This is a genomic window from Mycobacterium liflandii (genome assembly GCF_022354805.1).
Classification (GTDB): domain Bacteria; phylum Actinomycetota; class Actinomycetes; order Mycobacteriales; family Mycobacteriaceae; genus Mycobacterium; species Mycobacterium marinum.
In genome coordinates this window covers 1529004-1554931 of record NZ_CP023138.1, presented here as the reverse complement: position 1 = coordinate 1554931, position 25928 = coordinate 1529004, and the positions used below count along the sequence as shown (strand labels likewise).

Sequence of the window (25928 nt, the reverse complement as noted above, 5' to 3'; positions counted from 1 at the left end):
TGTGGTTCACTGACGATTCGCTTTAGCTGGTCACTAGCAGCAAGCCCTGAGCGAGGGTGCGAAAACGGGGAATGGTGACGGAGGACACCGGCATGCTAAGTACCAGGGGCCGAAGCTCAGTTATTCACGCACGGCAGCAGGCAAATGAAAGCCCTGAGCCGTCTAATTCTGCCCGCCGCGGGAAACACCGCTGTTCCGAGAATGCCAATGATGGGGGGAATACGATGCCGGAGGGCTGTCTGCAATTCGGCATTCTGGGACCTCTCGAGCTGTATTCCGCCGACATCGTTATGCCGTTGGGCACACCGAAACAGCGTGCCGTTCTAGCAATGCTGGTGATTCATCGCAATCGCACCGTCGGGGTCGATAGATTGATCGACGCAGCGTGGGAGAAGCGCCCACCCGAGCGAGCCCGCGCCACTTTGCACACCTACGTATCGAACCTGCGCCGTCTGATCGATACTTGTCTTTGCATAGACGCACGCGCCGTCTTGAGTAGTGCGCCGCCCGGGTATCGACTGTCCGTGGCCGATAACGACTGCGATCTGGGACGTTTCACCGTCGAGCGGTCCAATGGATTTCGAGCCGCTACCCTCGGCCGCTTTGAGCAGGCCAGCGACCACTTTTCAGCGGCCCTGGCACAGTGGCGTGGCCCCATCCTCGAAGATCTTCCCGAATTCACCTTCTTCGATGAGTCCGCGACCAGGCTCGAAGAAGACAAGCTGTTGACTCAGATCGCCTATGCCACAACGGAGATAGCCTGTGGACGACCGTACTCGGCCATCAACGAACTCGAGGAGCTGGCAACCGAACATCCTTATCACGAGCCGTTGTGGGTGCCGCTGATCACGGCCTACTACGTCGCCGAACGCCAATTCGACGCGCTCAACGCCTGCCGTCAACTGACCAGGTCGCTGGCCGAGGATCTCGGCATCGCTCCGGGCCCGACCATCCGCGCGCTGCAAGAGCAGATCCTGCGCCAAGAGCCACCCAACGTCACCGAAGCCGCGCAGCTGCACGCTCACCGAACGATCGCCGCCCTGCAGAAGCTGTGACCAGATGGCCGCTCGACCGCGCCCAACAAGCCGACGATGAGGCACGCGATGATCCTCGGGTTTGTCTGCCCTAGCCAGCGCGGCGGGAGGCCTCGTATCCGCGGATCAGCCAGAAGACGGTGCGATCGATGCTGGGCAGGATCTCGGTGATCGCAATTTCGCCGGCGGTGAAGCGCCCCAGCAGCCCATAGACCAGGCTGGAGATGACGGTGTCCAAGTCGTGGATGAAATCCTCGTCGACCCCGGCGAGCACTTCCATGACCGCCGGAACAACCATGTCCAAGCCGCGATGGACCAGCCGCTGCCCACCGGGTGCGGCCCTGGCCCGAAAGTAGGCCTTCACGATGTCGGGATGGGTCTCCCAGGGTTGGAAAATCGTCCGGAGCACCCGCATCATGCCGGCGTACAAGCACTCCCCCGGGGCCGGGGTCTGCTCTGCCAGACCGGCGTAGTGGTGCTCGTCCATCCAGAATTCGAGGGCAGCCAGGATCAACTCGTCCCGGTTCGCGTAGCGCTTGTAGATGGTTGCCAGCGAGGTGCGGGCACGCCGAGCGACCTCGCGTAGCTGAACCGCGTCGTAGCCTTCGGTCTGCAGTAGGTGCACCACGATGTCGAGGATCCGGTCGTCGCGGCGTACCGCCGGGGCGGTCACGGTCTCGGGACTGGCCAATTGCGTACCCACCCTTGCCGTCATCGAGTAACGAGGTTACAGTGCCAAACTGTAACACAGTTACTCATCGGCTCAACATCGAGCGGACCCGATGAGGGGGCGAGCAGTAGCGCGGCGCCACACGAAAGGTGCACCACGGCATGGCAACTCACATCGAAGCCGCGCAAGCACACGACACCGATGTCTACTACGACCCCTACGACGTCAACATCACGGCCAACCCCTACCCGACCTATGCGCGGTTGCGCGAACAAGCGCCGCTCTACTACAACCAGCGCTACGACTTCTGGGCCATCTCACGGCACGCCGACGTCGAAAAGGCGCTGGCGGACTGGCAGACCTTCTCCAACAGCCGAAGCGACATCCTGGAACTGATCAAGTCGAAATACGACATGCCACCGGGCGTGATGATGTTCGAAGACCCGCCGGTGCACACCATGTTGCGCGGCGTGATGTCGCGGGTGTTCACCCCGCGCCGGATGGCGCAGCTCGAAGACCAGATTCGGCGCTTTTGCGTTCGTTGCCTGGACCCGTTGGTCGGCCGCGACAGCTTCGACATTATCGCCGAGTTGGCCTCGATGATGCCGATGCGGGTGATCGGCATGCTGCTCGGCATCCCCGAGAGCGACCAGATCGGGGTTCGCGACGCCAACGACGCCAACCTGCGCACCCAGCCCGGCACACCGATGAAAGTGGCCAGGCCGGACAAGATCGCCGACGGCAGCATTTACGCCGACTACATCGACTGGCGCGCCAAGAACCCATCCGACGACCTGATGACCGCGTTGCTCAACGTCGAGTTCGACGATGAGCACGCGGTGCGCAGAAAACTCACCCGCACCGAGGTGCTGCACTACACCCAGGTCGTGGCGGGGCCGGAAACGAGATCACCGGCCGGCTCATCGGCTGGCTGGCAAAAGTGCTCGCCGAGCACCCCGACCAGCGCCGGCAAGTCCACCAGGACCGGTCACTGCTCACCCGCACCGTCGACGAGACGCTGCGCTTCGAACCGACGGGACCCCATGTCGCGCGCTTCACGTTGCGCGACTACCACTGTTACGACACCACGGTCCCCGCCGGCAGCGCCATCCTGATGTTGTTCGGAGCCGCCAACCGCGACCCCCGGCGCTACCACGACCCCGATACGTTCGACATCCGGCGCGACAACATCTCCCACCTCACCTTCGGCAAGGGCGTGCACTATTGCCTGGGCGCCAACCTGGCCCGGCTGGAGGGCCGCGTCGCACTCGACGAACTGCTCAACCGCTGGCCGCAGTGGGACATCGACTACGACAGCCTGCAACTCGCACCGACCTCAACCGTGCGCGGCTGGGAGCGACTACGCGTCCTGGTTTCGTGAGCAACGCGATCGGCAGCTACTTGTCTTCGCCCGCGGCGGTGAGCGCCAACGCGATCATCACGTCGGCGTAGGTGATGAAAAACCCGACCCAAAATCCCCATTTGGCGTTCGGATCAGACGGTGAGGCAAAGAACACGATCAAAAAGATCGGGCCGACGATGCCGATCACGAACACCATCAACTGAATAACGATGTAGCGGCGCAAGGTCGCCAAGACAATCTCCTCTCACCCAGCCAGGTCGACCAGCACCACCGCCACGGTCATCGGCGGCCCCCACCGGCGTCCGTACCAATGCCACGCGTTCATTTAACGAGTTCGAGTTCGGCTCCGGCAAGGGGTGGCTTCTCCCCTTAGCCGACAACACGATTCGGGGTGGCCGGTGCGCGTGTGGTCAACCCTGGCCGGCGCACCGGGACGGGTAGCGCGCCCGCGCCGGGTTACCGGCTGTCGATCGGTCTCAAGACGTTGCGTCAGAAGCCAGATGCGCGCCGGGCCGCCGCTGTACATTCAGTTTTCCCGTCGGCACATGGGCTCAGATCGTGCCCCGGCTCGAAACATGCAGCTAGGAAGGGCGCTCGGCGATGATTTTTTCGGTGTTGGCACCAGAAATCAATTCCGCGCGGATGTATTCGGGTGCTGGGTCCGGACCGCTGCTGGCCGCCGCGGCGGCCTGGGATGCGTTGGCCGGCGAGCTGGGTTCGGCAGTGGCCTCGTTTGGATCGGTGACCTCGAGCCTGGCCGAGGGGGCGTGGCAGGGCGCGGCGTCGCAGGCTATGGCGAGCGCGGCGGCACCGTATGCGGGCTGGTTGGGCTTGGCCGCGGCCCGCGCCACCACGGCGGCGGCCCAAGCCAAGGTAGCGGCCGGTGCATTTGAAGCGGCGCGGGCGGCCACGGTGCACCCGGCGCTGGTGGCGATCAACCGGACCCGGCTGGTGTCGCTGGTGACCTCGAACCTGTTGGGGCTCAACGCGCCGGCGATTGTGGCCGTCGAGGCCGACTATGAGCAGATGTGGGCCCAAGACGTGACCGCGATGTCAGGCTATCACGGCGGGGTGTCGGCGGCGGCCGCACAACTGACGTCATGGCAGCAGGCGCTGCAAAGTCTGCCGGGTCTGTCCGGATTCAACTTGGGCATCGGAAACATCGGCACCGGAAACATTGGCAGCGGCAACACCGGTAACGACAACTTGGGCGGCGGCAACAACGGTCCGAGCTCCGCGGGCGGCGGCAACGGCAACGTGGGTTTGGGCAACTACGGCTCCTTCAACATCGGTGCCGGCAACGGAAGCGCCGCGCTGGACACCGCCGGTCTGCAATATCCCGGCGCCTCATACCACAACGTGGGCACCGGCAACATCGGCATCGGGAACATCGGCCTGGGCAACATCGGCTTCGGCAACGGCGATCTGGCCAACGCCGTGCTCGACGGCACCCAGTCGACGTACAACGTGGGCGGCGCAAATGTCGGCAATCACAACGTCGGACTTGGAAACGTCGGCAACAACAACGTGGGCATCGGCAACCTCGGCAACAACAACATCGGCATCGGGCTCACCGGCGACAACCAGATCGGTATCGGCGGGCTCAATGCCAACGGCGCCGGCTGGAACTTCGGCTTTGGCAACTCCGGCAGCTTCAACCTCGGCTTCGGCAATACCGGCGACGGCAACATCGGGTTGGCCAACACCGGCAACGGAAACATCGGAATCGGACTTACCGGCGCCGATCAAATCGGTTTCGGCGGGTGGAACTCGGGTAGCGGAAACAGCGGCCTGTTCAACTCGGGCAATGACAACTCCGGATTCTTCAACTCGGGCATGAACAACGTCGGTTTGGGGAACTCGGGCGTCGCTGACCTCGGCGCATTCAACTCTGGCGGCAACACCAAGCATTCCCATGACATCGGCATTTTCAATGCGGGCCAGCACAACGTCGGCATGTTCAATGCCGGGTCGGGAAACCTGGGCCTGTCCAACGCGGGAATCGACAACACGGGGGCCTTCAACTCCGGCGGTAACGGCGTCAGTCCCATCTTCCCGGGGGCACCCGGGCAGGCCGGCAACACGGGCTTCTTCAACTCCGGCTTCACGAATACCGGTTTGTTCAATTCGGGCAACACCAATACCGGTTTGTGGAATGCCGGCAACGTCAACACCGGCTTCGGTGGCATCGGCACCTACAGCGGCAACTCGGGCTTCTTCAACTCCGGCACCGGCAACTCCGGATTCTTCAATTCCAGCGATGACAATTCGGGCTTCGGCAACTCGTCAAGCGGCGGCCACAACTCCGGCGCCGCCAATTCCGGTAGTGGCGGATACAACGCGGGCTTCGGCAACTCCAACACCGGCGGCGGAAGCACCGGCTATTTCAACTACGGCGACGGCTCCTTGAGCGCGGGCATCTTCAACACCGGCACCCACAACGCCGGCTTGTTGAATTCCGGCCTGGAAAATATCGGATTCTTCAACTCGGGTGCCTACGACAGCGGCTGGGACAACTCGGGCAACTCGGGCCAGGTGAAAGGCTTGGGCAACTCGGGCTTCGGAAACTCCGGCACCTCGAGTTCGGGTGGATTCAACGCTGGCAGCGGGCAATCGGGGTTCTTCAACCCGGCGTGAACGGCGGCGCCACTCACAAACTCACCCTGGGTCGCCTTGCCCGCGCTCACGCCCGCTGACCGGAGTGGCTGACACTCGGGTGATCGAGGAAGCTGTTAGCGGCTGCGTTTTCGCGCAGCAGCCACAGCCGGCTACCGACGACCGAAGCGGAGTAACTGTGAGCCTTGTCCTGGCGTTCGGCGTGGTACTGCTCATCAGCGTGTCCCTGTCCGGGGTCGCCGCCCGGACGGTGCTGTCCAGCGCGCTGTTGTTCCTGGTCGCCGGCGCCCTGCTGGGACCCGGGATTCTCGGGTTGGACAACATCGGCCCAAACGACCCGATCGTCGTCGCGCTCGCAGACGTGGCGCTGTTTACCGTGCTGTTCACCGACGGCCAGCGGGCCAATGTCCGCGAATTGCGTGAGACCTGGACGCTGTCCGGGCGCGCCCTGGGCGTCGGGATGCCGTTGACCATGATCGGGATCGCGGTGCCGGCCCACTTCCTCACCGGCCTGAATTGGCCGACCGCATTCCTGGTGGGCGCCATCCTGTCCCCCACCGATCCGGTCTTTGCGGCAGCCATCGTCGGGCGCTCGGACATCCCGGAACGGTTGCGCCGACTGCTAAATGTCGAGTCCGGCCTCAATGACGGATTGGCGCTGCCGTTCGTGATGATCTTCCTGGCCACCGCCCAGGGCGCCGGCTCCGACGTGCTGTGGGTCGGGGTGGAGCTCGTTCTCGGGCTGGCGCTCGGGGTCGGGGTGGCCGCGGCCGTGGCGTTCGCGTGGCGGGCAAAGATCCTGACGGCCGAAACGCACCTGCAGCCGTTGGGCCCACTGGCGATCGCGGTGGTGGTGTACTCGGCCTGTCACCTCACCCACGCCAACCCATACCTGGCCGCCTTTGCCGCCGGCTCCACGCTGGCCACCTTGGACCATGTCGCCGCCGAGCAGTTTCAACCGTTCGGTGATCTTCTCTCCGAAGTCACCAAGTTCGCCGCGCTGATCGTGTTCGGCGCGTTGATCACCCCCGATCGGTTGTCCGGGCTCAGTTGGCGCGATTGGCTGTTGGCCGTGGTCGTGATCGCGGTGATCCGGCCGGCCGCGATGTTGCTGTCGCTGGTGCGGACCCAGCTCAGCCGACAGGAGCGGTTGACTGCCGCATGGTTCGGGCCAAAGGGTTTTGCCTCGGTGGTCTACGGCCTGCTGGCATTGCAGTCGGGATTGGCCAGCAAGGAGCTGGTGTTCGATATCGTCGCCGTCACCATTGCGCTCTCGATCGTGCTGCATTCGTCAACCGACGTACCGATAGCCAAGGTGCTGCAGGTCGAACCCCCCGACGACCTGCCGGGCTGCCGCGAGCCCGCCGATGCCGACGAAGAGGCGACCGCAGAAGTCTGATCCCGCCGGCAATGTTGGCCGCAGCGACACTAAATCGACTCCCCCACAGCATATTTCGCAGCCACAATTGGTCGGCGTGGGCCGCCGTCGCCGGCCCGCCAGGCTGCTAACCTAACCCGCTATGGGTGCCTTGGACGGACGTGTCGCCTTGATCACCGGCGGAGCCCGCGGGCAGGGCCGCGCGCACGCGCTGGCCCTGGCGGGCCAGGGGGCCGATATCGCCCTCGCCGACGCGCCGGGCCCGATGGCGGAGCTGACCTACCCGCTGGGCAGCGAGGAAGACCTGCTCGCCACCGCCGAACTCGTCGGCCAGCTGGGCCGGCGTTGCCTGCCGATGGTGGTCGACGTGCGCGACCCGGCCCAGGTGAACACCGCGGTTGAGCGGACGGTGCGCGAGCTGGGCAGCCTCGATATCGTGCTGGCCAATGCCGGCATCGTCAGCACCGGGCGCCTCGAAGAGGTAAGTGACCAGGTTTGGCAGCAGCTGATGGACACCAACCTGACCGGCGTGTTCCACACCCTGCGCGCGGCCATTCCGGTGACGCGCCAACAACGCTTCGGCAGGATCGTGGCGACATCGTCGATGGGCGGCCGAATGGGCATCCCGGAATTGGCGGCCTACAACGCCACCAAGTGGGGGATCATCGGCCTGATCAAGTCCGTCGCCCTCGAGGTCGCCAAGGAAGGCATCACGGCCAACGTCATCTGTCCGACCACGACGCAGACACCGATGGTGCAGCCCGCCGGGATCGGAGATGCTCAGGAAGTTCCCGACGATCTGGTGCGGCGCATGATGAAGGCCAACCCCATCCCTCAACCGTGGCTGCAACCGGAGGACGTCAGCCGCGGGGTGGTCTATCTGGTCACCGACCCGGGTGTCATCACCGGCAGCGTGCTGGAAGTCGGGCTCGGCGGCAGCGCTCGCATGCACTGACTCGGCGGCGCCCGAAGCGGCGCCGATCGACGTTCAAGCCACTTTGACCCTCGCGACCCGCTTCCACGCGGCGTACAATTTGGTCAAACGCCCAATGTGATCGTCCAAATTGAGGTAGTCGCATGCCAACAGCTGCCGAGCGAGGCGCACAAACCCGGGCCGCGCTGATGGCCGCCGCGGTAGCGGTGATCGCCGAACGAGGCTGGGGGGGCGGCCACCACCCGGATGGTGGCCGAACGGGCCGGACTTCCGCCGGGGTTGGTGCACTATCACTTCGCATCGTTGAACGACCTGCTGATCGATGCGGCCCTGCAGGCAGCGCGCGAGGAAGCCGCTCAGGTGCTGGACGGACTGGCCGGCGATTCACCGTCGCAGGGAATAGACCGATTGATCGACGCGGTCTCGTCCTACGACGTCGATGATCGAAACCAAAACCCGGCGATCCTGGTGTTTGGCGAAATGCTCTTGGCAGCAACACGATACGAGCGGCTGCGAATGGGCTTGGCGGAAATCCTCGGCGACTACCGATCCACACTGCGTCAGTGGCTCGCAGATCAGGGCGGCGCCATCGATCCCGAGGCGACCGCGGCATTGATGTTCGCGGCCATCGACGGATTGGTGCTGCATCGGGTGATCGACCCGCGATTGCGCACCCTGGCCATCCGGCCGGCGTTGCACCGGCTGGCGGGACTGCCGACGGCCCAGACCGACGAGAGGACGCCGCCATGACACGAGCGCAAGCGCCTACCTCACCGCGCGGTGGGGTTTCTCTGCACGGTGTCGACAAGACCTTCGGAACCGCAGCAGCGTCGGTACATGCGCTGCGCGGCATCGACCTGGACATCGAACCCGGTGAACTGGTGGCGATCGTCGGGGAAAGCGGGTCGGGCAAAACCACCCTGCTCAACGTCATCGACGGCATCGAGGAGGCCAACAGCGGTTCTATTAACGTTGCCGGACAAGATATTTCGGGGTGCCGGCCGCGCGCACTGAGCAAGTTCCGCCGCGACCACGTGGGGTTCATCTTCCAGTTCTTCAATCTGATCCCGACGCTGACCGCCAAGGAAAACGTCGAAGTGATCGTCGAGCTGACCGGCCGAGGTGATCGGCGCCGCGCGACCGAATTGCTGGATGCGGTCGGGCTGGCCGATCGGGCCGGCAGTTTCCCCGGCCAGCTCTCCGGCGGCCAGCAACAGCGGGTGGCCATCGCGCGTGCGCTGATCACCGACCCGGACCTGCTGCTGGCCGACGAGCCGATGGGGGCGCTCGACGTGGCCACCGGCCGACGCGTGCTCGAACTGCTGCAGCAGACCAACCGGTCGGGTCTGGGCGTCATCATGGTGACCCACAACCGGGCGGCCGCCGATGTCGCCGACCGCATCATTCAGATGCGCGACGGAGCGATCGTCGAGCAGCGTCGCAACTCAGCCCCGGCCGAGGCAAGCAGCGTGCGGTGGTGACTGAGGTGCCAACCGAACCGCCCCGCGCCCGGCCGAACTGGACCGTGCTCCGCAAGACCGTCCGTGATCTGCGGCGACGCCCCGCTCAATCGGTGGCCATCGCGGTCATCGTGATGCTCGGGGTGCTGCTCTTCATCGCCAGTTATGACTCGTTCCGCAACCTCACGGCGTCCTACAACCGCACCTATGACCGGCTGCATTTCGCCGACCTCACCGCCTCCGGAGGCGACCCCACCCAGCTGGCCTCCGCCGCGCGGGAGCTCGCCGGCGTCGAGAACGTCGCGACCCGCGTGGTGCGGGACCGACCGGTGAACATCGACGGCACCCAACTGATCGGTCGGGTGGTCGGGTTGACCGGCGGCGGCCACGGGGTCGACGACGTGGAGATCGTCGACGGACGCGCACCCGATCCCGATGCCCCCGCACAGGTCGCGATCGAAAAACACGCAGCCGAGTCATTTCAGCTGAGCCCGGGCGATCGCGTCGATGTCTACAACGGCTCCGGTTGGCGCACCGCCGAGATCATCGGGGTGGCCCGCTCGCCCGAGTACTTGTGGCCGGCGCGTAGTCGTCAAGACATCCTGCCCGACCCACATTCCTTCGCCGTACTGTTCGCGCCACCGCGGCTCGCCGCACAGCTCACCGGGCAGCCAGGGCCCAATCAGACCCTGGTCCAGATGGCCGCCGGAGCGACCACGGCCGATCGGGACCGGGTGGCCGGGCTACTGCTGTCCCGCGGCGCCTTGGACGTGCAGACCCGCGACGAGCAACCTTCCAACGCAGCGCTGCACGAAGACCTCAATGGCTTCTCCGAACTCGCGGTGGGATTCCCGGTGCTCTTCCTGACCGCCGCCGCGATCGCCGAGTACGTCGTCGTCACCAGGGTCGTGCAGGCCGAGCGGCGGATCATGGGCGCGATGCTGGCCATGGGCGCCCGGCCGGCCACGGTCATCCGGCACTACCTGGGATACGGCGTCGCGGTGGCCACCATGGGCGCGCTGCTCGGCGTCGTTCTCGGTGCGGGCGCCACCTCGCTGGTCACCGGCCTGTACACCGCGGCCATCGGGGTCCCCGACACGGTGGTCCGACACCACGTGTCCACCGCGGTCCTGGGCTTCGCCCTCGGCCTGGCAACCGGCCTGGTCGCCGTGCTGGTGCCGGCCATCACCGCGGCACGCACCGCGCCGGCTGACGCCATGCGCGGCCAACCAGTGCTCGCCACCGCGATGGGGCCACTTACCCGGCTGACCGCGCGGTGGCGGCTGCCCGCGGTGATCCAACTCGCCGTGCGGTCGTTGACCCGCAGCCGCGGGCGCACCGTCGCGACCATGGTGGGCGGGGTGCTGGCGTTGATCCTGGTGTTGGCCTCGGTCGGGATGATGACCAGCATGCGCGCCATGCTCGACGTCCAGTTCGGTGAGGTGCAACGGCAGGACGCTTCGGCGCTCGTTGCGCCCAGCGCGGCGGGCCCCGGCGGCTTGGCGAGCCAATTGGCGGCCCTACCCGGGGTGTCGGCGGTCGAACCCAGCACCACCGTCGCGGTGACCGTACGCGCCGGCGGACGCACCTATGCGACGACGCTGACCGGTTTCGTGCCACACAACTCCATGCACGGATTCCGGGGCACCGACGGGCGCACGCTGGCCCTGTCCGAAAACGGTGTGCTGGCCGGGGCAGCACTGGCCGACAAACTCGACGTGCGGGTCGGCTCCGATCTGATCGTCATCCCCGCGGGGGGATCGCCACAGCATGCCAAGTTGGCCGGCCTGGTCGACGAACCGCTGGGAACGGTGCTCTATGCCACCAACTCGACGGTTGCCGCGATCACCGGCAGCGTGGTCAACGGGTACCTGTTGCGCTTCGGCGCCGATGCCGACCGCGCCGGGTTGCGCGCGGACATCACCTCGCTGCCCGGTGTGCTCGCCTACACCGACACCCACGCACTCGAGAACACGGTCAACCGCTACCTCGGGTTGTTTTGGGCGTTCGTCGGGGTCATGCTGGCGCTGGGCGGGGCACTGGCCTTCGTGGTGATCTACGTAACGATGACGGTGAACATGGCCGAACGCACCACGGAGTTGGCCACCCTACGCGCGGCCGGCGTGTCAACACCGCGGCTCACCGCGACGCTGACCCTGGAGAACCTGCTTGCCACCGCGGCAGCACTTCCCTTCGGGCTGGCCGCGGGCGCGGGGGCGGCGTGGCTGTTCCTGCAGTCCTTCAAGAGTGATCTGTTCAACATGCAGCTGGCCCTCGGGTGGTCGACGTTGGCGCTGGCGGCGGTCGCCGTGCTCGCCGCCGCCGCGATTTCGCAGCTACCCGCCATGCGGATGGTGCGCGATGTCGACATCGCGCGCGTGGTGCGCGAACGGGCCCAATAACATCCACCGGGGTCAGCGGGCACGCGCGCAGTGCTCAAGTTGGTGGCAGGTACAGGATTCGAACCTGTGTAGGCGTAAGCCGACGGATTTACAGTCCGCTCCCATTGGCCGCTCGGGCAACCTGCCGCATAGCAGGGTACAACGACCGGGTAGACAGAGCACAAACGGCTCTCCAAAGAAGGAGACTTATCGCATGGCCGACTCATCGTTCGACATCGTCAGCAAGGTCGACCACCAGGAAGTCGACAACGCGCTCAACCAGGCCGCCAAGGAGCTGGCCACGCGATTCGACTTCCGCGGCACCGACACCAAGATCGCGTGGAAGGGCGACGAAGCAGTGGAACTGACCTCGTCCACCGAGGAGCGGGTCAAGGCCGCGGTGGACGTCTTCAAGGAAAAGCTCATCCGCCGCGACATCTCGATGAAGGCCTTTGACGCCGGCGAGCCCCAGGCGTCCGGCAAGACCTACAAGGTCACCGGCGACATCAAGCAGGGCATCAGCGGTGACGACGCCAAGAAGATCACCAAGCTCGTCCGCGACGAGGGCCCCAAGGGCGTCAAGACCCAGATCCAGGGCGAGGAGATTCGCGTCACCAGCAAGAAGCGCGACGACCTACAGACCGTCATCGCCATGCTCAAGCAGGCCGACCTGGACGTCGCGCTGCAGTTCGTCAACTACCGATAGAACTCCCTGCGGGCGCCCGAAGCGATCATGGTCGTCCGGGTCGTAGAAGTGCTGGACACGCTGGCCACGTAGGCTATGAAGGTCCGCATTAGGGGGCCCCTATGGCGACTGCCGACGATGAAATCCTCACCGGCCCGCGGCTGATCCTGCGCCCCCTGCGGCCCACCGACGCCGATGTCGTGTTCTTCGAGGTCACCTCGGATGACGAAGTGATGCGCTACCTTTCGTGCAACACGCATTCCGACGTCGAGCAGACCAGGCACTTCATCACCGAGCTGTGCATGGACGACAACAATCGCGGTTGGATCATCAACTGGCGCAGCACCGGCGATCCGGTCGGGTTCTGCACCTGGATCCGGCCGGAGGGCCCCGAGGTTCAACTGGGCATCTCCCTCGGCCGCCGTTGGTGGGGGCAACATGTCACGTCCGAGGCGCTGGACTTGCTCATCGAACAGGCACAGCGGGATCCGAGCGTGCATCGCGTGTGGGCCGCATGCCACGTTGACAACATCGGAGCCGCACGAGCGCTGGAGCGCAACGGTTTGTCCATGCAGGACCGGCTGGAGCGCTACTGCGTGTTCCCCAACCTCGGCGCGGAGCCGCAGGACGCCTTTCGGTTCGCAAGGACGCTCAGATAGCTTCATCGCCGCATCGCAAGCCTTGGCCACCGCGCGAAAGCGGCTTGCCCGCAACAGGTTGCGCGATTCGGCATTACCACGGGCAGCGAAGTCGTAGCTTGGGTACTGCGAATGCCGGGCGCGGGTCCGATGGTTGGACAGATGGGCGATGGGTGACGGTGTCGGGGATGAGTGGGTCGACGGCTCGGTAGCCGCGCGACATGATCGCCATGCGCTGCGCGAGTGGCTGGTTGTCCATGCCGCGACGATCGATGAACTGTTGTCTACCCGTTTCGAGGCGCTGCCCGGCCGGAAGGCCGACACCGATGCCGCCGCGCGCCGACTTGCCGCGTGGTGTCGTTCCAGCGCAAGCCGTGACTGGGCGCAGTTCGAGTCGCGATTGGCTCGCGACGGTTGGGACTTCGCAAGCGTGCTGGCGCGTTTCGCCAATGCCCGGCACACTCGGTCCTTGCCGCTGCCGGCGTGGGTGGCTGACGCGATGTGGTCCCGAGCGTCGTTGTGCGGCTCACCCGGCCGAGCCACCACCACCGGTTCGCCCGAGCCCGAGCCCACGCCCCCCAGCCAATTCGACGCCCTGCTGTTGCCACTGGTCGACGAGGCGCAGGCCCGACTCTGGTCGACCACGGACGCCGCCGCCACGGCGATACTGAGCGATTCGGCACGCGCAGGCATTCGGCGATCGTTGTTGCAACAACTGTCCGACCTGTGCGCGCCGGCGCTGTATGCGCTCTTTGACTCGGTGCGCGAGCTCGCGGCCCCAGACGATGCTCACGCGCAGCCCAGACCGGACTCGGGAGTCGCGCTCTATCAGCGGTTTGTCGCAGAGATGAAAGCGGCGGGCCTGTCCCGGCTGCTGGAAGCCAAACCGGTGCTGTGGCGGCTGATCGCCACGATCACCCGCCAATGGATTGACACCACGCGCGAGCTGATCGAACGTCTGGCCGCCGATCTGCCGTCCATCCGCGCTGGCCTGCTCGCGGGCGCCCCCGAAACGAAGGTGGCCGGAATCGATGGCGGGCTCTCCGATCCACACAATGGCGGCCGCTCGGTACGGATCGTCGTGTTCGAAAACGGCGCGCAGGTGGTCTACAAGCCGAAGGACTTGCGGGTGGATGCCGCCCTGCACGCCCTGGTCGGCAGGCTCAACCGGGCCGCTCCCCCGCTGGCGTTGCGTGCGGTCCGCACGATCGGACGCGAAGGCTACGGCTGGTGCGAGTTCATCGAGCATGCATCGTGCGCGGACGAAGAAGGCCTCGAGTTGTACTTCCGGCGCGCCGGCGCCTGGCTGGCACTGCTGCACTGCCTGGCCGCCACCGACATGCACCACGAAAACTTCATCGCACACGGCGACTACCCGATGCCGCTGGACATCGAGACGATCCTGCAGGCGAGCACGCAGGACCCCGACGACCGTGATCGGGAAGGCCGTGCCCACCAAGCCGCATGCAACCTCATCGCCGATTCGGTGATGGCGGTGGGCTTGATCCCGTCCTATCGGAGCTCCGGCGTCAACGGGCGTTCCGCGGTCGGTGGGTTGATCGCGAATGACAACACCACGCCGACGATCCGTTGGGAGCACGTCAACACTGACGCGATGCGGCCGAAAAAAGCGGCGCGGCCCGCCACGAGCATGCCGAACCTACCCCACGTCAACGGGCACTACGCCAAGTTCAGCGACTACGTCGACGCCTTCATTGCCGGTTTCGTGGCCTACGCCAAGTTCCTGGTTCGACAAGGCGCCGATGCTGGGGCCGGCGGTTTGTTCCAGGAGTTTGCCGGCTTGCCGGTGCGCAGGGTGTGGCGCCCGACCACCTTCTACACCATGGTGCTGCAGCAGCTCACCGATCATCGCACCATGCATGATGGTGTTGCTTGGTCGGCGCAAGCGGACTTCGTTGCCAGACTGGCTGATTGGAACCAAGACAGCGATCCGCATTGGCCGCTCCTACAGGCGGAGAGATCGGCCCTGTTGTCGTTGAACGTCCCCTACTTTTTTATGGCCAGCGACGGTGTCGAAGCCCATGATTTCGCTGGAGTCTCGTTCCGGTGCGCGGGCATGTCAGGCCTGGAACGCGCGTCTGCGCGCGTTCAAGACCTCGATGATCGACAGATCGACTGGCAAGTCACGGTCATCCGGCACAATACGGAAACCTATGCGGGACAAGCGCGGTCACCGGGCACAGCGGGTCCAGCACCGCAGCCGCCCCAGCCCGACGGTGGCGCCTGGCGACCGGCCGAAGCGGACTTTTCCGCCGAGGCCGACAGAATCGCCGGGGAACTGGCTCTTCACGCGATTCGCCGAGATGCGGGCGCCGCCTGGATCGGGTTGGACTGGTCAGGCGATTCGGATGCCGCCCAGCTCGTCTGCCTGGGCGCCGGCCTCTATAACGGCGTGTCCGGCATCGGCCTCTTCTTGGCCGCGCACGCGGCCGGCTCGGGCTGCCAGCGGTCGGCCGAGCTGGCCCGGGCCGGGGTCGCACACGTGTGCACCGAACTGACCGGCCGCAACGCGCCGCGCGTGGCCCGCTCGCTGGGAATCAGCGGCGGCTCCGGTTTGGGGTCGATCGCCTACGCATTGGCGGTCATGGCGAAGTGCCTCGAGGACGACGAATTGCTCGCCCACGCGCATAGGGCGGCGCTGCTGGTCACCGACGATCTGATCGAGACCGACCGGCAACTCGATGTCGTCGGGGGTAGCGCCGGCGCGATCCTTGGGCTGCTCCGGGTCTATCGAGACACCGGCTCCGGCGACGTGCTCGCGCGTGCGATTCGGTGTGGCGAGCACCTGTTGCGCCAACCCCGCGTCGGCCCGCACGGAAGGCGCACCTGGCACCGACAGGTGCCCGGCTCTTGCGATCTGAACGGCATGGCGCACGGTGCAGCGGGCTATGCGTACGCCCTGGGGTCATTGACCACAGCAACCGGTCACGAGGAGTTCGCACAATACGCGGCGGAGTGCCTGGCCTTTGAAAACGCCAGCTACGACCGGCAGCGCGGCGGCTGGCCCGCACTGGATGTGGACGGGGGGAAAGGCTGGCCCGCGCAGTGGTGCCACGGCGCACCCGGAATCGGTTTGGGGCGCATCGGCTTGGCACGACGCGGCTGGGCGCAGCCACTGTCGGCCGACATTGCCAACGCCGTGACTTCGGTCCGTCAAGGCTGGGCTGAGCAACAATTGGACACGCTTTGTTGTGGTGCTCTGGGCAGCATCGAATTGCTCAGCGAAGCCGCGACGACGTTGGACCAGCCTGATCTTCAGGGTCTTGCGGCACGCTGCCTGAGCGACATCGTGTCCGCGGCGACCCAACGCGGCGACTATCGATGGAACAGCGGCGATCAAGCATTCAACCCTGGATTGTTTCGCGGAATCGCCGGCATAGGCTATACCGCCCTGCGTCGCATCAACCGGCCCCTGCCCAATGTGCTGCTCTGGGAATAGACACCGGCAACCGGGATTGAGACGGGCCATTCATCAAGGCCCTCAACAAAATTCAGGCGATCGCTACCAGAGCGCCCGAACTCTCAGGAGAGGCGTGCAAAACCCAGGCAGGGAGCGGTCAAAGCTTGATCCACACAAGGCCCCAGGCCGTTCATTCCCGCGGCGGCCTCGATCATGTCGTCGGTGAGGCGGCAGTCGAGGATGCTGTCAACGGCCGGCAGTTCCATGGCAAGAGTGGTCATCATGGTTTCGCATTGTTTCCCGATCTAAACGTTTTTGTCAAGCCTGGTTGCGCAATGCGTCAAACCGCGGCGCCCTGGCCGGATGCCACGCTCGGCGCCGGTTCACCGTCCAACAACCGCCGCAGCACTAGTGCCGAACTGCCCTGGCTCGACCAACCGGTGGGTGTCTACTCTGATGACGCAACCCAGAAACAAGCGAGGTCCACGATGAGCGTGACCCCCCAAGAAGCCCAACGCACTCCGGTCGAGCGGAGCTTGCTCGACGTCGTCATCGTCGGCGCCGGCATCTCCGGCCTCGGAGCGGCCTACCGGCTGCTCGAGAGCGACCCCGAACTGACCTACACCATCCTGGAACGCCGTGAGCGAATCGGCGGCACCTGGGACCTGTTTCGCTATCCGGGCGTGCGCTCCGACAGCAGCATCTTCACGTTGAGCTTTCCGTTCGAACCATGGACCCGCAGGGAGGGCGTGGCCGACGGCGAGCACATCCGGGAGTACCTGGCCAACACCGCTCACAAGTACGGCATCGACGGCCATATCCAGTTCAACAGCTATGTCCGGGCGGCCGACTGGGATTCGGGCACCGACAGCTGGACGGTCACCTTCGAGCAGGACGGCGTGCAGAGGCAATGCCGCAGCAGGTTCGTGTTCTTCGCCAGCGGCTACTACAACTACGACCAGGGCTACACGCCCGATTTCCCCGGCATCGAGGGGTTCACCGGCACCGTGGTGCACCCACAGCACTGGCCGGCCGACCTGGATTACACCGGCAAGAAGGTCGTGGTGATCGGCAGCGGCGCTACCGCGGTCACGCTGATCCCGTCAATGGCGGAGCAGGCCGCCAAGGTGACCATGCTGCAGCGCTCGCCGACCTACCTCATCTCGTCTTCCAAGTACAGCAAATTCGCTGCCATCGCGCGTAAAGTATTACCCCGCAAGGCATCTCATTTGACGATCCGAACATACAACGCCCTGCTGGAAGCGGTGCTCTGGTTCTTGGCCCGCAAGCTGCCGGGCTTCATCAAATGGCTGCTGCGGCGCATTGCGATCAAGAACCTGCCCGCCGGCTATGACGTCGACACCCACTTCAAGCCGAACTACAACCCGTGGGATCAGCGCCTGTGCCTGATCCCCGATGCCGATCTGTACAACGCCGTGGCCGGCGGGCGCGCCGAAGTGGTCACCGACCACATCGACCATTTCGACGCCACCGGCATCGCACTCGAGTCCGGCCGACATCTTGATGCCGACATCATCGTCACCGCCACCGGCCTGCAGTTGCAGGCACTTGGCGGGGTGCAGATCAGTCTGGACGGCACCGAGATCAACCCCTGTGACCGGTTCGTCTACAAAGCGCACATGCTCGAAGGGGTGCCCAACCTGTTCTGGTGTGTGGGCTACACCAATGCATCGTGGACGCTGCGCGCCGACATGACCGCGCGGGCCACGGCGAAGTTGCTGGCGCACATGGCCGCCAACGGCTATACGCACGCCTACCCGGACCGGGGCAACGAGGCGATGCCGGAAAAACCGTCCTGGGACATTCAGGCCGGCTATGTGTTGCGGTCGCTGCACGCACTGCCCAAATCGGGGACCAAGCGGCCCTGGAACGTGCGGCAAAACTATTTCGCCGACGCCATCGACTACCGGTTCGACCGCATCGACGAGGCCATGGTGTTCGGCCGCGCCGCCGACCGCGCGCCCCTGGCGGGCTGAACACCGGTAGCCGATAGTCGCGGCGGCGTCAGGGCTTCTCGTGCTTTCCGTGCGCGGACGCGTCAATGACGATCGGCTCACCGCAGTTGGGGCAGAACTTTTCGGTGTGATGATGCTGCGCCCCGCAGTTCGCACAGAAGTGGGGTTCACCGGCCGTCAGATGCTCCGCGTCCGCGGGAGCCGCGGCATCGGCCGCGTGCTCACCGGCACCTTCGGCGCCGCCGCCAACCGGTGCCCACCCATCCGGAATCGGCTGAAAGTCGGGCACCGGAGAGGCCGCCGAGCGCTGCCGGCGACTTCTCAACACCGTGAAGGTCACGCCACCGCCGACCGCCAGCACCACGACAAGGCCGATGTACCACATCAGATTCGAGCCACGTAGCACCGAAACGTCGCCGTACTGCTGACGCAGGTTGACAGCGCTGGTGCGCAGATCGACCAACCCGGGAAAATCCGGTGACATCGACAACGCCGTGTCGAATTCTTTGATCGCCGCGCTGTAGTGGCCCGAGTAGTACAGGTCGAGCCCCTTTTGATAGGACAGATCGGCCGGGCCCAGGGTGGGCACGACCCCCTTGGCGGCCAGCAATGCGGCCAGGCCGGCCACCGGCGCGACAAAGTTGAACGGCTGCGATTCGCTGGCCGGGCGGAAGCTGTTCAGCCCGATCACCTTGCCGTTGAGTTCGATGGTCGGCCCGCCGCTCATGCCGTCGGAGATCGGCGCATCGATCTCGTATTCGGGAATGGTCTGGCGAAGTGATTTCTTGCTGACCGTGCCGCTCTTGTAGGTGGGGTCAAGCGAGGGATCGGTGATGTCCTGGGTGCTCTTCGGATATCCCACCGCCAGAATCCGGGTGCCGATGCTGACGTCGGCGTCGGTGGTCAGCTCCGAGGAGGGCATGTTGCGCCGGTCCACCCGCAGCAGCACGACGTCACCCTTGTCGATCGGCCGGAAGTCCACGACGTCGGCGTTCATCGTCGCGGCCACCTTTGCCCCGCTTCCGTACAACACCGTGATGCTGACTTCTGGCCCCTGCTCGGCGGTTTCACCCTCGACCCTGGCGTTCTTGCGAAGCCACTGCACCGCGCCAACCGGATTCAGCGCCTCGGGCGAGTCCGGGAATTGCTTCACGTAGTCGCTCGCCGCATGCTCGAAAATCAGGTCCCTGGCGCTTTGCGGATCAACGCAGTGCCCAGCGGTCGCCAGCCAGCCGTCGGGGTTCACGGTGAACGCGGTGCAACCCCAGCCCGCGGTGAACGGCTTGGTCGGGTTGTCGCCGTAGTGGGAGAGCCGCTGGCCGGTGGGCAGCCGCACCCAGCCATAGGCTCCGATCACGATGTACATGACCGCCGGCCGGATCAGCGCCGCAGCCCTTTCCTCCGGGTTGGCCTGTGGCCGACCGTCATCGGCGTACGCGATGCCCGGCGAGCCGGCCATGAGCAGCGCGGCCACCGCCAGCAGCGCAAATATCCGGCCGCCAACAGGCCCGGACCCAAACCTTGCCGGGCGCGCGCGGCTGACCATGACTCCTCCTGGTAGGCATCCTTTGATCTCCACCATCGGGCCTCGACGGTGTCAGACGGTAGGGACCGAAGTCCCATGCTGGGTGGTCATTGGTTTCGACTTTGGCGACCTGACACTGGCTGCTTCTCAATGTCGAGCCTCGGCAATACGCTGGGTGCCATGGCACCTGCTACGCGCGAACCCAACGTCGTTGTCCTCGGTGGCGGTTCCTGGGGAACCACGGTTGCATCGATCTGCGCACGGCGGGGGCCGACGCTGCAATGGGTGCGTTCGGAAGCGACCGCAAAGGACATCAACGACAACCACCGCAACAGCCGCTACCTCGGAAACGACGTCGTACTCAGCGAAACGCTGCGCGCGACCACCGACTTCTCCGAGGCCGCCAACTGTGCCGACGTCGTCGTCATGGGCGTGCCCTCGCACGGCTTCCGGGGTGTACTGACCGAGCTGAGCAAGGAATTGCGCCCGTGGGTGCCGGTGGTATCGCTGGTCAAAGGGCTCGAACAGGGCACCAACAAGCGGATGTCGCAGATTATCGAGGAGATCTTGCCCGGCCATCCGGCAGGCATCCTGGCCGGGCCGAACATCGCACGCGAGGTGGCCGAAGGGTACGCGGCCGCCGCGGTGCTGGCCATGCCCGACCAGCATCTGGCCACCCAACTGTCCGCGCTGTTTCGCACCCGACGGTTCCGCGTCTACACCACCGATGACGTCATCGGAGTCGAGATGGCGGGTGCGCTCAAGAACGTGTTCGCCATCGCCGTCGGCATGGGCTACTCGCTGGGCATCGGCGAGAACACCCGCGCCCTGGTCATCGCCCGCTCACTGCGCGAGATGACCAAGCTCGGTGTGGCGATGGGCGGTGACACCGAAACCTTCCCCGGACTGGCCGGCCTGGGTGACCTCATCGTCACCTGCACCAGCCAGCGCAGCCGCAACCGCCACGTTGGTGAACAATTGGGCGCCGGCAAACCCATCGATGAGATCATCGCCTCGATGAACCAGGTCGCCGAGGGGGTCAAGGCGGCCAGCGTCATCATGGAATTCGCCAATGAGTTCGGGCTGCCCATGCCGATCGCCCGCGAGGTCGACGCCGTGATCAATCACGGATCGACCGTCGAACAGGCCTACCACGGGCTGGCCGCCGAAGTACCCGGCCATGAGGTGTACGGGGCCGGGTTCTAGCCCGGTTGGGGTTTCTGCACAGCTGGCAAGCCGGTGCGCCGGGAGATCTGCGTTTGGTATGCGCGCCGCATGTGAGGTTGACCCCGGTTTGGCCGCTTGTATACTGTCGATACGACAGCAGTGCCAACTAACGACGCTCCCGTTTCGTCGGAGGCCCTACGGGTGGGTGACCCGGGTGATACGGAGCTGACTGTCCAACCGTCCCCCGCACTGACCGACGAGGGAATGATTGATGCCGTCCATCAAACGACTTGGCAAGCAAGCCCAAGACGACGGCGCGCCGGTGTCGCGAACTCAGCAACTGCGCTCGGTCCTCCGGTACGACGTGCCCGCGTCGATTGTGGTTTTTCTGATCGCGCTACCGCTATCGGTGGGAATCGCCATCGCTTCGGGCGCACCGGTGCTCTCCGGCCTGATCTCGGCGGTGATCGGGGGATCGTGGTTGGACTCATCGGCGGAGCACCACTGGCGGTCAGCGGTCCCGCGAATGGGATGATGGTGGTCACGGTCGGCCTCGTCGCCCAATTTGGTTGGCGGGAAACGTGTTTCATCACGGTCGTCGCAGGTGTCCTGCAGCTCGCTTTCGGACTCATCCGCATTGCGCGAGCGGTACTGGCGATCTCGCCTGTCGTCGTACACGCGATGCTGGCCGGCATCGGAATCACGATCGCACTTCAGCAAACGCACGTGTTGCTGGGCGGGGAGTCCCACACCACATCCTGGGAAAACGTTGTTGAGCTATCCGAATAAATCGTCGAGGCGCATAAACCGGGAGTGTTCCTGGGCGTGTTGGTAATCGGCATCATGGTCGCCTGGCGCTGGGCCCCGGCCAAAGTGGCTGCCGTTCCGGGGCCGCTGGTGGCCATCGTGACCGCAACCGTCATCTCGTTGGTGTTCCCGTTCGACCTGACCCGGATCACGCTCACGGGATCGCCCCTGGATGCGTTGCAGCTGCCGGCCCTACCCGATGGCAAGTGGAGCGCTATCGCGATGAGCGTGGTCACCGTCGCTTTCATTGCCAGCGTCGAGAGCCTGCTGGCAGCCGTGTCGATCGACAGAATGCACCCCGGCACACCCACCAACTTCAACCGCGAACTGGCCGGACAAGGTGTGGCAAACATGACATCCGGTATGGTCGGTGGTCTCCCCATCGCCGCCGCAATCGTCCGTAGTTCGGCCAATGTCCAGGCGGGCGCCAAGAGCCGCGCCTCGACAATCATGCACAGTGTGTGGATCCTCGTCTTCACGCTGTTTTTCGCGGGGTTGATCCAGCAGATCCCCACCGCCGCACTTGCCGGCATGCTGGTTTTCGTCGGCATCAGGCTGCTGCAGCCTGCCCATATCGAAACCGCCATGCGCAATGGTGATCTGGCCGTCTATGTGGTGACCATCGTCGGCGTCGTGTTCCTCAATCTCATGCAGGGCGTGCTGATCGGACTCGCCTTGGCCATCGCGCTGACCGCGTGGCGGGTGATGTGGTTCAGGATCCACGCCGAGCCCTCGGGCGACGAATGGCACCTGATCGTCGCTGGGACATGCACCTTCCTGTCCGTGCCCCGGCTGACCCACGTACTCGCGTCCATCCCCGCGGGCAAAGCGGTTACCGTGACGATGTCGGTCATCTACCTCGATCATGCCGCGCATCAAGCGATTGCCGACTGGCAGCAGCGACAACTTTCGACTGGCGGGTCGGTTCACATCCACGGTGGCGTCCATACCGGACACCGCGCTCGCCGGGCGATGGACGACCTGGTCGAGAATGCAGGCACTGAGACTCCCGCTTAGCGAAGGATTCGCCGGACCATCGCCGGCCGGTCTGGTTCGCATCACACTTGGACTTGCGCGCCTGGTCACGCCTAACATTTGCATTCGCTATGCAGCGGGCGAACCAGGTTGCCGTCGCTTGGCCCGCTCAATAGCCTCGGATGATCGGACGCATAGCAGACTGACACAATGAAGTTCGGCGGAGTTCGGCCATTCGTATTTGCTAGTGCGCGAACACGTTACGAGTCCGTTACAGCACGTGGGGCGGGATATCGCAACATCCCCCGCTAAGGCCCAACGAGGGGATCGGCCGATGCCACACATCGAACAGCTCGATAAACAAGGTCTTGATCACGCCCAGCACCCGGGCACCCCGGAACCCCCAACAACATCGCGGTTGTCGCGGGTATCGCAGATATCGCGACCCGACCGGGTGCGATCAGTCATCAGGCACGACTTGCCAGCCTCGCTGGTTGTTTTCCTGGTAGCACTGCCGTTGTCATTGGGCATCGCCATTGCCTCGGATGCTCCGGTGCTCGCCGGGTTGATCGCGGCCGTGGTGGGCGGGATCATCGGTGGCGCACTGGGGGGATCTCCGCTGCAGGTCAGCGGGCCCGCCGCCGGCCTGACGGTCGTGGTCGCCGACCTCATCGCCGAATTCGGATGGGGAATCACTTGTTTCATCACGGCGGTCGCCGGGCTGATGCAGATCCTATTGGGGTTCAGCCGGGTCGCGCGAGCCGCCCTTGCGATCTCGCCAGTGGTGGTGCACGCCATGCTGGCCGGTATCGGGATCACCATCGCGCTGCAACAGACGCACGTGTTGCTCGGTGGCGAATCACATAGCACGGCCTGGGCCAACGTGGTCGAGCTGCCCGCACAGATTGTCGGCGCGCACCGGCCCGGAGTGATCCTGGGGCTGCTGGTCATCGCGATCATGGTCGCTTGGCGCTGGGCTCCGGCCAAGGTGGCTCCCGTTCCCGGCCCGCTGGTCGCCATCGTGGTGGTAACCGTTGTCTCGGTGGTGTTTCCGTTCCATGTGTCCCGCATCACTCTCGAGGGCTCGGTCGTGGATGCACTGCAGCTGCCCGCAATTCCGCTCGGAAACTGGGGCGCCATCGTGATCGGCATCATCACCGTCACGCTCATCACCAGCGTCCAGAGCCTGTTGACAGCGGTGGCAACCGACAGAATGCACAGCGGCCCAACCACCGAACTCAACCGTGAATTGATCGGCCAGGGCGCATCCAACGTCGTGTCGGGGGCAATCGGCGGCCTCCCCATCGCCGGTGTCATCGTCCGCAGCGCGGCAAACATCAAGGCGGGTGCCAAAACTCGGGCGTCGACAATCCTGCACGGTTTCTGGGTCCTGCTGTTCGCACTCCCCTTTGCGGGTTTGATCGAACAAATCCCCAGCGCTGCGCTCGCGGGACTGCTGATCGTCATCGGTATTCAGCTACTGCAGCCCGCACACATCGAAACCGCGGTCAAGACCGGCGACTTCGCCATCTACCTGGTGACGATTGTCGCGGTGGTCTTCCTGAATCTGCTGCACGGCGTGATGATCGGGCTGGCCCTGGCCATCGCGATGACGGGGTGGCGAGTGCTGCGGGCCAAGGTCGAAGCACACCAAATCGACGGCGAATGGCGGGTGGTCGTCGAGGGCGCCTGCACCTTCCTGTCCCTACCCCGACTGACCCGGGTGCTGGCCTCGGTGCCTGACAGCGCGACGGTCACTCTTCATATCGCGGTCAACTACCTCGACCACGCCGCGCACCAGGCGATCACCGACTGGCAGCGACGCCATCACGCCACCGGCGGGAAGGTTCGCATCGATGGCGCCCTGCGCAGAGGTCATTTCGCCAACGACGGCACACAGTTGGTCCACGACGAAAAGTCCGAAGCCGCCGCCTGACGGCGGCCGGCCGAACCCCGCTATCCGCGGGCCATTTGCTCCAAACGCCGGATCCGGTCCTCGATCGGCGGATGCGTCGAGAACAGCGATCCGATCCGCTCACCGGCACGGAACGGATTGGCGATCATCAAGTGCGCCTGGCTGGCCAGCTGCGGCTCGGGCGGCAGTGGAGCCAGTTGCACGCCACCGGAGATCTTGCGCAGTGCCGACGCCAACGCCAACGGGTCACCGGTCAAGACCGCACCCGATTCGTCGGCCTGATATTCGCGCGAACGCGACACCGCCATCCGCACCACCGTCGCCGCGATCGGGCCCAGCAACGAAACCAGCAGCAGGGCGAACGGGTTCTGGCCGTCTCGGTTACCACCGAACATGCCGGCCCACATGGCCATGTTGGCCAGCGCGGTGATCACCGACGCCAGCGCTCCGGCGATACAGGAAATCAGGATGTCGCGGTTGTAGACGTGTGACAGCTCGTGGCCCAGCACGGCACGCAATTCCCGCTCGTTGAGCAGCGCCAGGATGCCCGTGGTGCAGCACACCGCGGCGTTGCGCGGGTTGCGCCCGGTGGCGAAGGCGTTGGGTGCGGCGGTGTCACTGATGTACAGCCGCGACATCGGCTGGTGGGCGCTGGCGGCCAGCTCACGCACTATCCGGTACATGGCCGGAGCCTGCAGCTCCGAAACCGGCTGCGCATGCATGGCCCGCAGGGCCAGCTTGTCGCTGTTGAAGTAGACATAGACGTTCATCCCGACGGCGAACAGCACCGCCAGGATCAGGGCCGTCCTGCCGAACAGCGCACCAAAGAACACGATCATGGCGGACATGCCGACCAGCAGCAGGAAAGTCTTCAGCCTGTTGGCATGCGGATGCCAGGTCATCGGTGTGTGTCCTCCCACGAACACGGCAACTTGGTTATTACAGCTGATTTAACGCCCGAAACGGCCCTCGGGGTTCCGAAA

Annotated in this window: 18 protein-coding genes, 1 tRNA gene and 2 pseudogenes; 15 read left to right on the top strand and 6 right to left on the bottom strand. The window is 65.1% G+C overall.

Annotated features, from left to right (window positions below):
* The first annotated feature begins 74 nt into the window (after nucleotides 1-74).
* Nucleotides 75-1055, top strand: a complete 981-nt coding sequence (locus tag CKW46_RS07035) for an AfsR/SARP family transcriptional regulator (RefSeq protein WP_273573822.1) — start codon at nucleotides 75-77, stop codon at nucleotides 1053-1055.
* A 70-nt stretch (nucleotides 1056-1125) separates the two neighbouring features.
* Here the strand turns inward: CKW46_RS07035 and CKW46_RS07030 are convergent, their stop codons facing one another.
* Nucleotides 1126-1749, bottom strand: a complete 624-nt coding sequence (locus tag CKW46_RS07030) for a TetR/AcrR family transcriptional regulator (protein ID WP_117436523.1) — start codon at nucleotides 1747-1749, stop codon at nucleotides 1126-1128.
* 116 nt (nucleotides 1750-1865) lie between these two features.
* Here CKW46_RS07030 and CKW46_RS07025 point away from each other — a divergent pair.
* Nucleotides 1866-3085: pseudogene (locus CKW46_RS07025) on the top strand (cytochrome P450).
* Between the two features lie 16 nt (nucleotides 3086-3101).
* Here the strand turns inward: CKW46_RS07025 and CKW46_RS07020 are convergent.
* The gene (locus CKW46_RS07020; RefSeq protein WP_117436524.1) at nucleotides 3102-3299 is read right to left on the bottom strand and encodes a hypothetical protein; all 198 of its coding nucleotides are present in this window, start codon (nucleotides 3297-3299) and stop codon (nucleotides 3102-3104) included.
* 368 nt (nucleotides 3300-3667) lie between these two features.
* Between CKW46_RS07020 and CKW46_RS07015 the strand changes: the two genes are divergently transcribed.
* From CKW46_RS07015 to CKW46_RS06990, 6 genes are all read left to right on the top strand, one after another.
* Nucleotides 3668-5704, top strand: a complete 2037-nt coding sequence (locus CKW46_RS07015) for a PPE family protein (protein ID WP_482053001.1) — start codon at nucleotides 3668-3670, stop codon at nucleotides 5702-5704.
* A gap of 157 nt (nucleotides 5705-5861) precedes the next feature.
* Nucleotides 5862-7082: a cation:proton antiporter gene (locus CKW46_RS07010; RefSeq protein WP_012392846.1), complete on the top strand. Its 1221-nt coding sequence runs from the start codon at nucleotides 5862-5864 to the stop codon at nucleotides 7080-7082.
* A 121-nt stretch (nucleotides 7083-7203) separates the two neighbouring features.
* Nucleotides 7204-8016, top strand: a complete 813-nt coding sequence (locus tag CKW46_RS07005; RefSeq protein WP_482053000.1) for a mycofactocin-coupled SDR family oxidoreductase — start codon at nucleotides 7204-7206, stop codon at nucleotides 8014-8016.
* A gap of 261 nt (nucleotides 8017-8277) precedes the next feature.
* Nucleotides 8278-8745 (top strand): TetR/AcrR family transcriptional regulator, encoded by a 468-nt coding sequence (locus tag CKW46_RS07000; protein ID WP_499018964.1) that lies wholly within the window; start codon nucleotides 8278-8280, stop codon nucleotides 8743-8745.
* Nucleotides 8742-9476: an ABC transporter ATP-binding protein gene (locus CKW46_RS06995; RefSeq protein ID WP_482052998.1), complete on the top strand. Its 735-nt coding sequence runs from the start codon at nucleotides 8742-8744 to the stop codon at nucleotides 9474-9476. Before CKW46_RS07000 ends, CKW46_RS06995 begins: the two co-directional genes overlap by 4 nt.
* A complete protein-coding gene (locus CKW46_RS06990) occupies nucleotides 9470-11857 on the top strand; it encodes an ABC transporter permease (RefSeq protein WP_482052997.1) in 2388 nt (795 codons plus the stop codon). Before CKW46_RS06995 ends, CKW46_RS06990 begins: the two co-directional genes overlap by 7 nt.
* A gap of 40 nt (nucleotides 11858-11897) precedes the next feature.
* Here the strand turns inward: CKW46_RS06990 and CKW46_RS06985 are convergent.
* Nucleotides 11898-11983, bottom strand: a tRNA-Tyr gene (locus CKW46_RS06985).
* 67 nt (nucleotides 11984-12050) lie between these two features.
* Here CKW46_RS06985 and CKW46_RS06980 point away from each other — a divergent pair.
* From CKW46_RS06980 to CKW46_RS06970, 3 genes are all read left to right on the top strand, one after another.
* On the top strand, nucleotides 12051-12542 hold the full coding sequence (locus CKW46_RS06980; RefSeq protein ID WP_011738960.1) for a YajQ family cyclic di-GMP-binding protein: 492 nt from the start codon (nucleotides 12051-12053) through the stop codon (nucleotides 12540-12542).
* A gap of 101 nt (nucleotides 12543-12643) precedes the next feature.
* The gene (locus CKW46_RS06975) at nucleotides 12644-13180 is read left to right on the top strand and encodes a GNAT family N-acetyltransferase (protein ID WP_015354533.1); all 537 of its coding nucleotides are present in this window, start codon (nucleotides 12644-12646) and stop codon (nucleotides 13178-13180) included.
* Nucleotides 13181-13328: 148 nt separating this feature from the next.
* A complete protein-coding gene (locus tag CKW46_RS06970) occupies nucleotides 13329-16619 on the top strand; it encodes a type 2 lanthipeptide synthetase LanM family protein (protein WP_482052996.1) in 3291 nt (1096 codons plus the stop codon).
* An 83-nt stretch (nucleotides 16620-16702) separates the two neighbouring features.
* Here the strand turns inward: CKW46_RS06970 and CKW46_RS06965 are convergent, their stop codons facing one another.
* Entirely contained in the window at nucleotides 16703-16861 is a 159-nt protein-coding gene (locus tag CKW46_RS06965) for a hypothetical protein (RefSeq protein WP_162143252.1), read from the bottom strand.
* A 207-nt stretch (nucleotides 16862-17068) separates the two neighbouring features.
* Between CKW46_RS06965 and CKW46_RS06960 the strand changes: the two genes are divergently transcribed.
* On the top strand, nucleotides 17069-18577 hold the full coding sequence (locus tag CKW46_RS06960; RefSeq protein WP_041300010.1) for a flavin-containing monooxygenase: 1509 nt from the start codon (nucleotides 17069-17071) through the stop codon (nucleotides 18575-18577).
* Between the two features lie 28 nt (nucleotides 18578-18605).
* Here the strand turns inward: CKW46_RS06960 and CKW46_RS06955 are convergent, their stop codons facing one another.
* Entirely contained in the window at nucleotides 18606-20030 is a 1425-nt protein-coding gene (locus CKW46_RS06955; RefSeq protein WP_499018960.1) for a trypsin-like peptidase domain-containing protein, read from the bottom strand.
* Between the two features lie 231 nt (nucleotides 20031-20261).
* Between CKW46_RS06955 and CKW46_RS06950 the strand changes: the two genes are divergently transcribed.
* From CKW46_RS06950 to CKW46_RS06940, 3 genes and pseudogenes are all read left to right on the top strand, one after another.
* Nucleotides 20262-21287, top strand: a complete 1026-nt coding sequence (locus CKW46_RS06950) for an NAD(P)H-dependent glycerol-3-phosphate dehydrogenase (RefSeq protein ID WP_012392837.1) — start codon at nucleotides 20262-20264, stop codon at nucleotides 21285-21287.
* Between the two features lie 232 nt (nucleotides 21288-21519).
* A pseudogene (locus tag CKW46_RS06945) lies at nucleotides 21520-23072 on the top strand (SulP family inorganic anion transporter).
* A gap of 292 nt (nucleotides 23073-23364) precedes the next feature.
* The gene (locus CKW46_RS06940; protein WP_117436532.1) at nucleotides 23365-24966 is read left to right on the top strand and encodes a SulP family inorganic anion transporter; all 1602 of its coding nucleotides are present in this window, start codon (nucleotides 23365-23367) and stop codon (nucleotides 24964-24966) included.
* A gap of 20 nt (nucleotides 24967-24986) precedes the next feature.
* On the opposite strand, the gene htpX is transcribed toward CKW46_RS06940, so the two are convergent.
* Nucleotides 24987-25847: a zinc metalloprotease HtpX gene (gene htpX, locus CKW46_RS06935; protein WP_015354526.1), complete on the bottom strand. Its 861-nt coding sequence runs from the start codon at nucleotides 25845-25847 to the stop codon at nucleotides 24987-24989.
* Nucleotides 25848-25928 lie beyond the last annotated feature (81 nt).

Bases quoted from the DNA above. Each gene is read 5' to 3' on its own strand.
- CKW46_RS07030 (WP_117436523.1), bottom strand. From the start codon at position 1,749: ATGACGGCAAGGGTGGGTACGCAATTGGCCAGTCCCGAGACCGTGACC.
- CKW46_RS07015 (WP_482053001.1), top strand. From the start codon at position 3,668: ATGATTTTTTCGGTGTTGGCACCAGAAATCAATTCCGCGCGGATGTAT.
- CKW46_RS07005 (WP_482053000.1), top strand. From the start codon at position 7,204: ATGGGTGCCTTGGACGGACGTGTCGCCTTGATCACCGGCGGAGCCCGC.
- CKW46_RS06995 (WP_482052998.1), top strand. From the start codon at position 8,742: ATGACACGAGCGCAAGCGCCTACCTCACCGCGCGGTGGGGTTTCTCTG.
- CKW46_RS06980 (WP_011738960.1), top strand. From the start codon at position 12,051: ATGGCCGACTCATCGTTCGACATCGTCAGCAAGGTCGACCACCAGGAA.
- CKW46_RS06975 (WP_015354533.1), top strand. From the start codon at position 12,644: ATGGCGACTGCCGACGATGAAATCCTCACCGGCCCGCGGCTGATCCTG.
- CKW46_RS06970 (WP_482052996.1), top strand. From the start codon at position 13,329: ATGGGTGACGGTGTCGGGGATGAGTGGGTCGACGGCTCGGTAGCCGCG.
- CKW46_RS06965 (WP_162143252.1), bottom strand. From the start codon at position 16,861: ATGACCACTCTTGCCATGGAACTGCCGGCCGTTGACAGCATCCTCGAC.
- CKW46_RS06960 (WP_041300010.1), top strand. From the start codon at position 17,069: ATGAGCGTGACCCCCCAAGAAGCCCAACGCACTCCGGTCGAGCGGAGC.
- CKW46_RS06950 (WP_012392837.1), top strand. From the start codon at position 20,262: ATGGCACCTGCTACGCGCGAACCCAACGTCGTTGTCCTCGGTGGCGGT.
- CKW46_RS06940 (WP_117436532.1), top strand. From the start codon at position 23,365: ATGCCACACATCGAACAGCTCGATAAACAAGGTCTTGATCACGCCCAG.
- htpX (WP_015354526.1), bottom strand. From the start codon at position 25,847: ATGACCTGGCATCCGCATGCCAACAGGCTGAAGACTTTCCTGCTGCTG.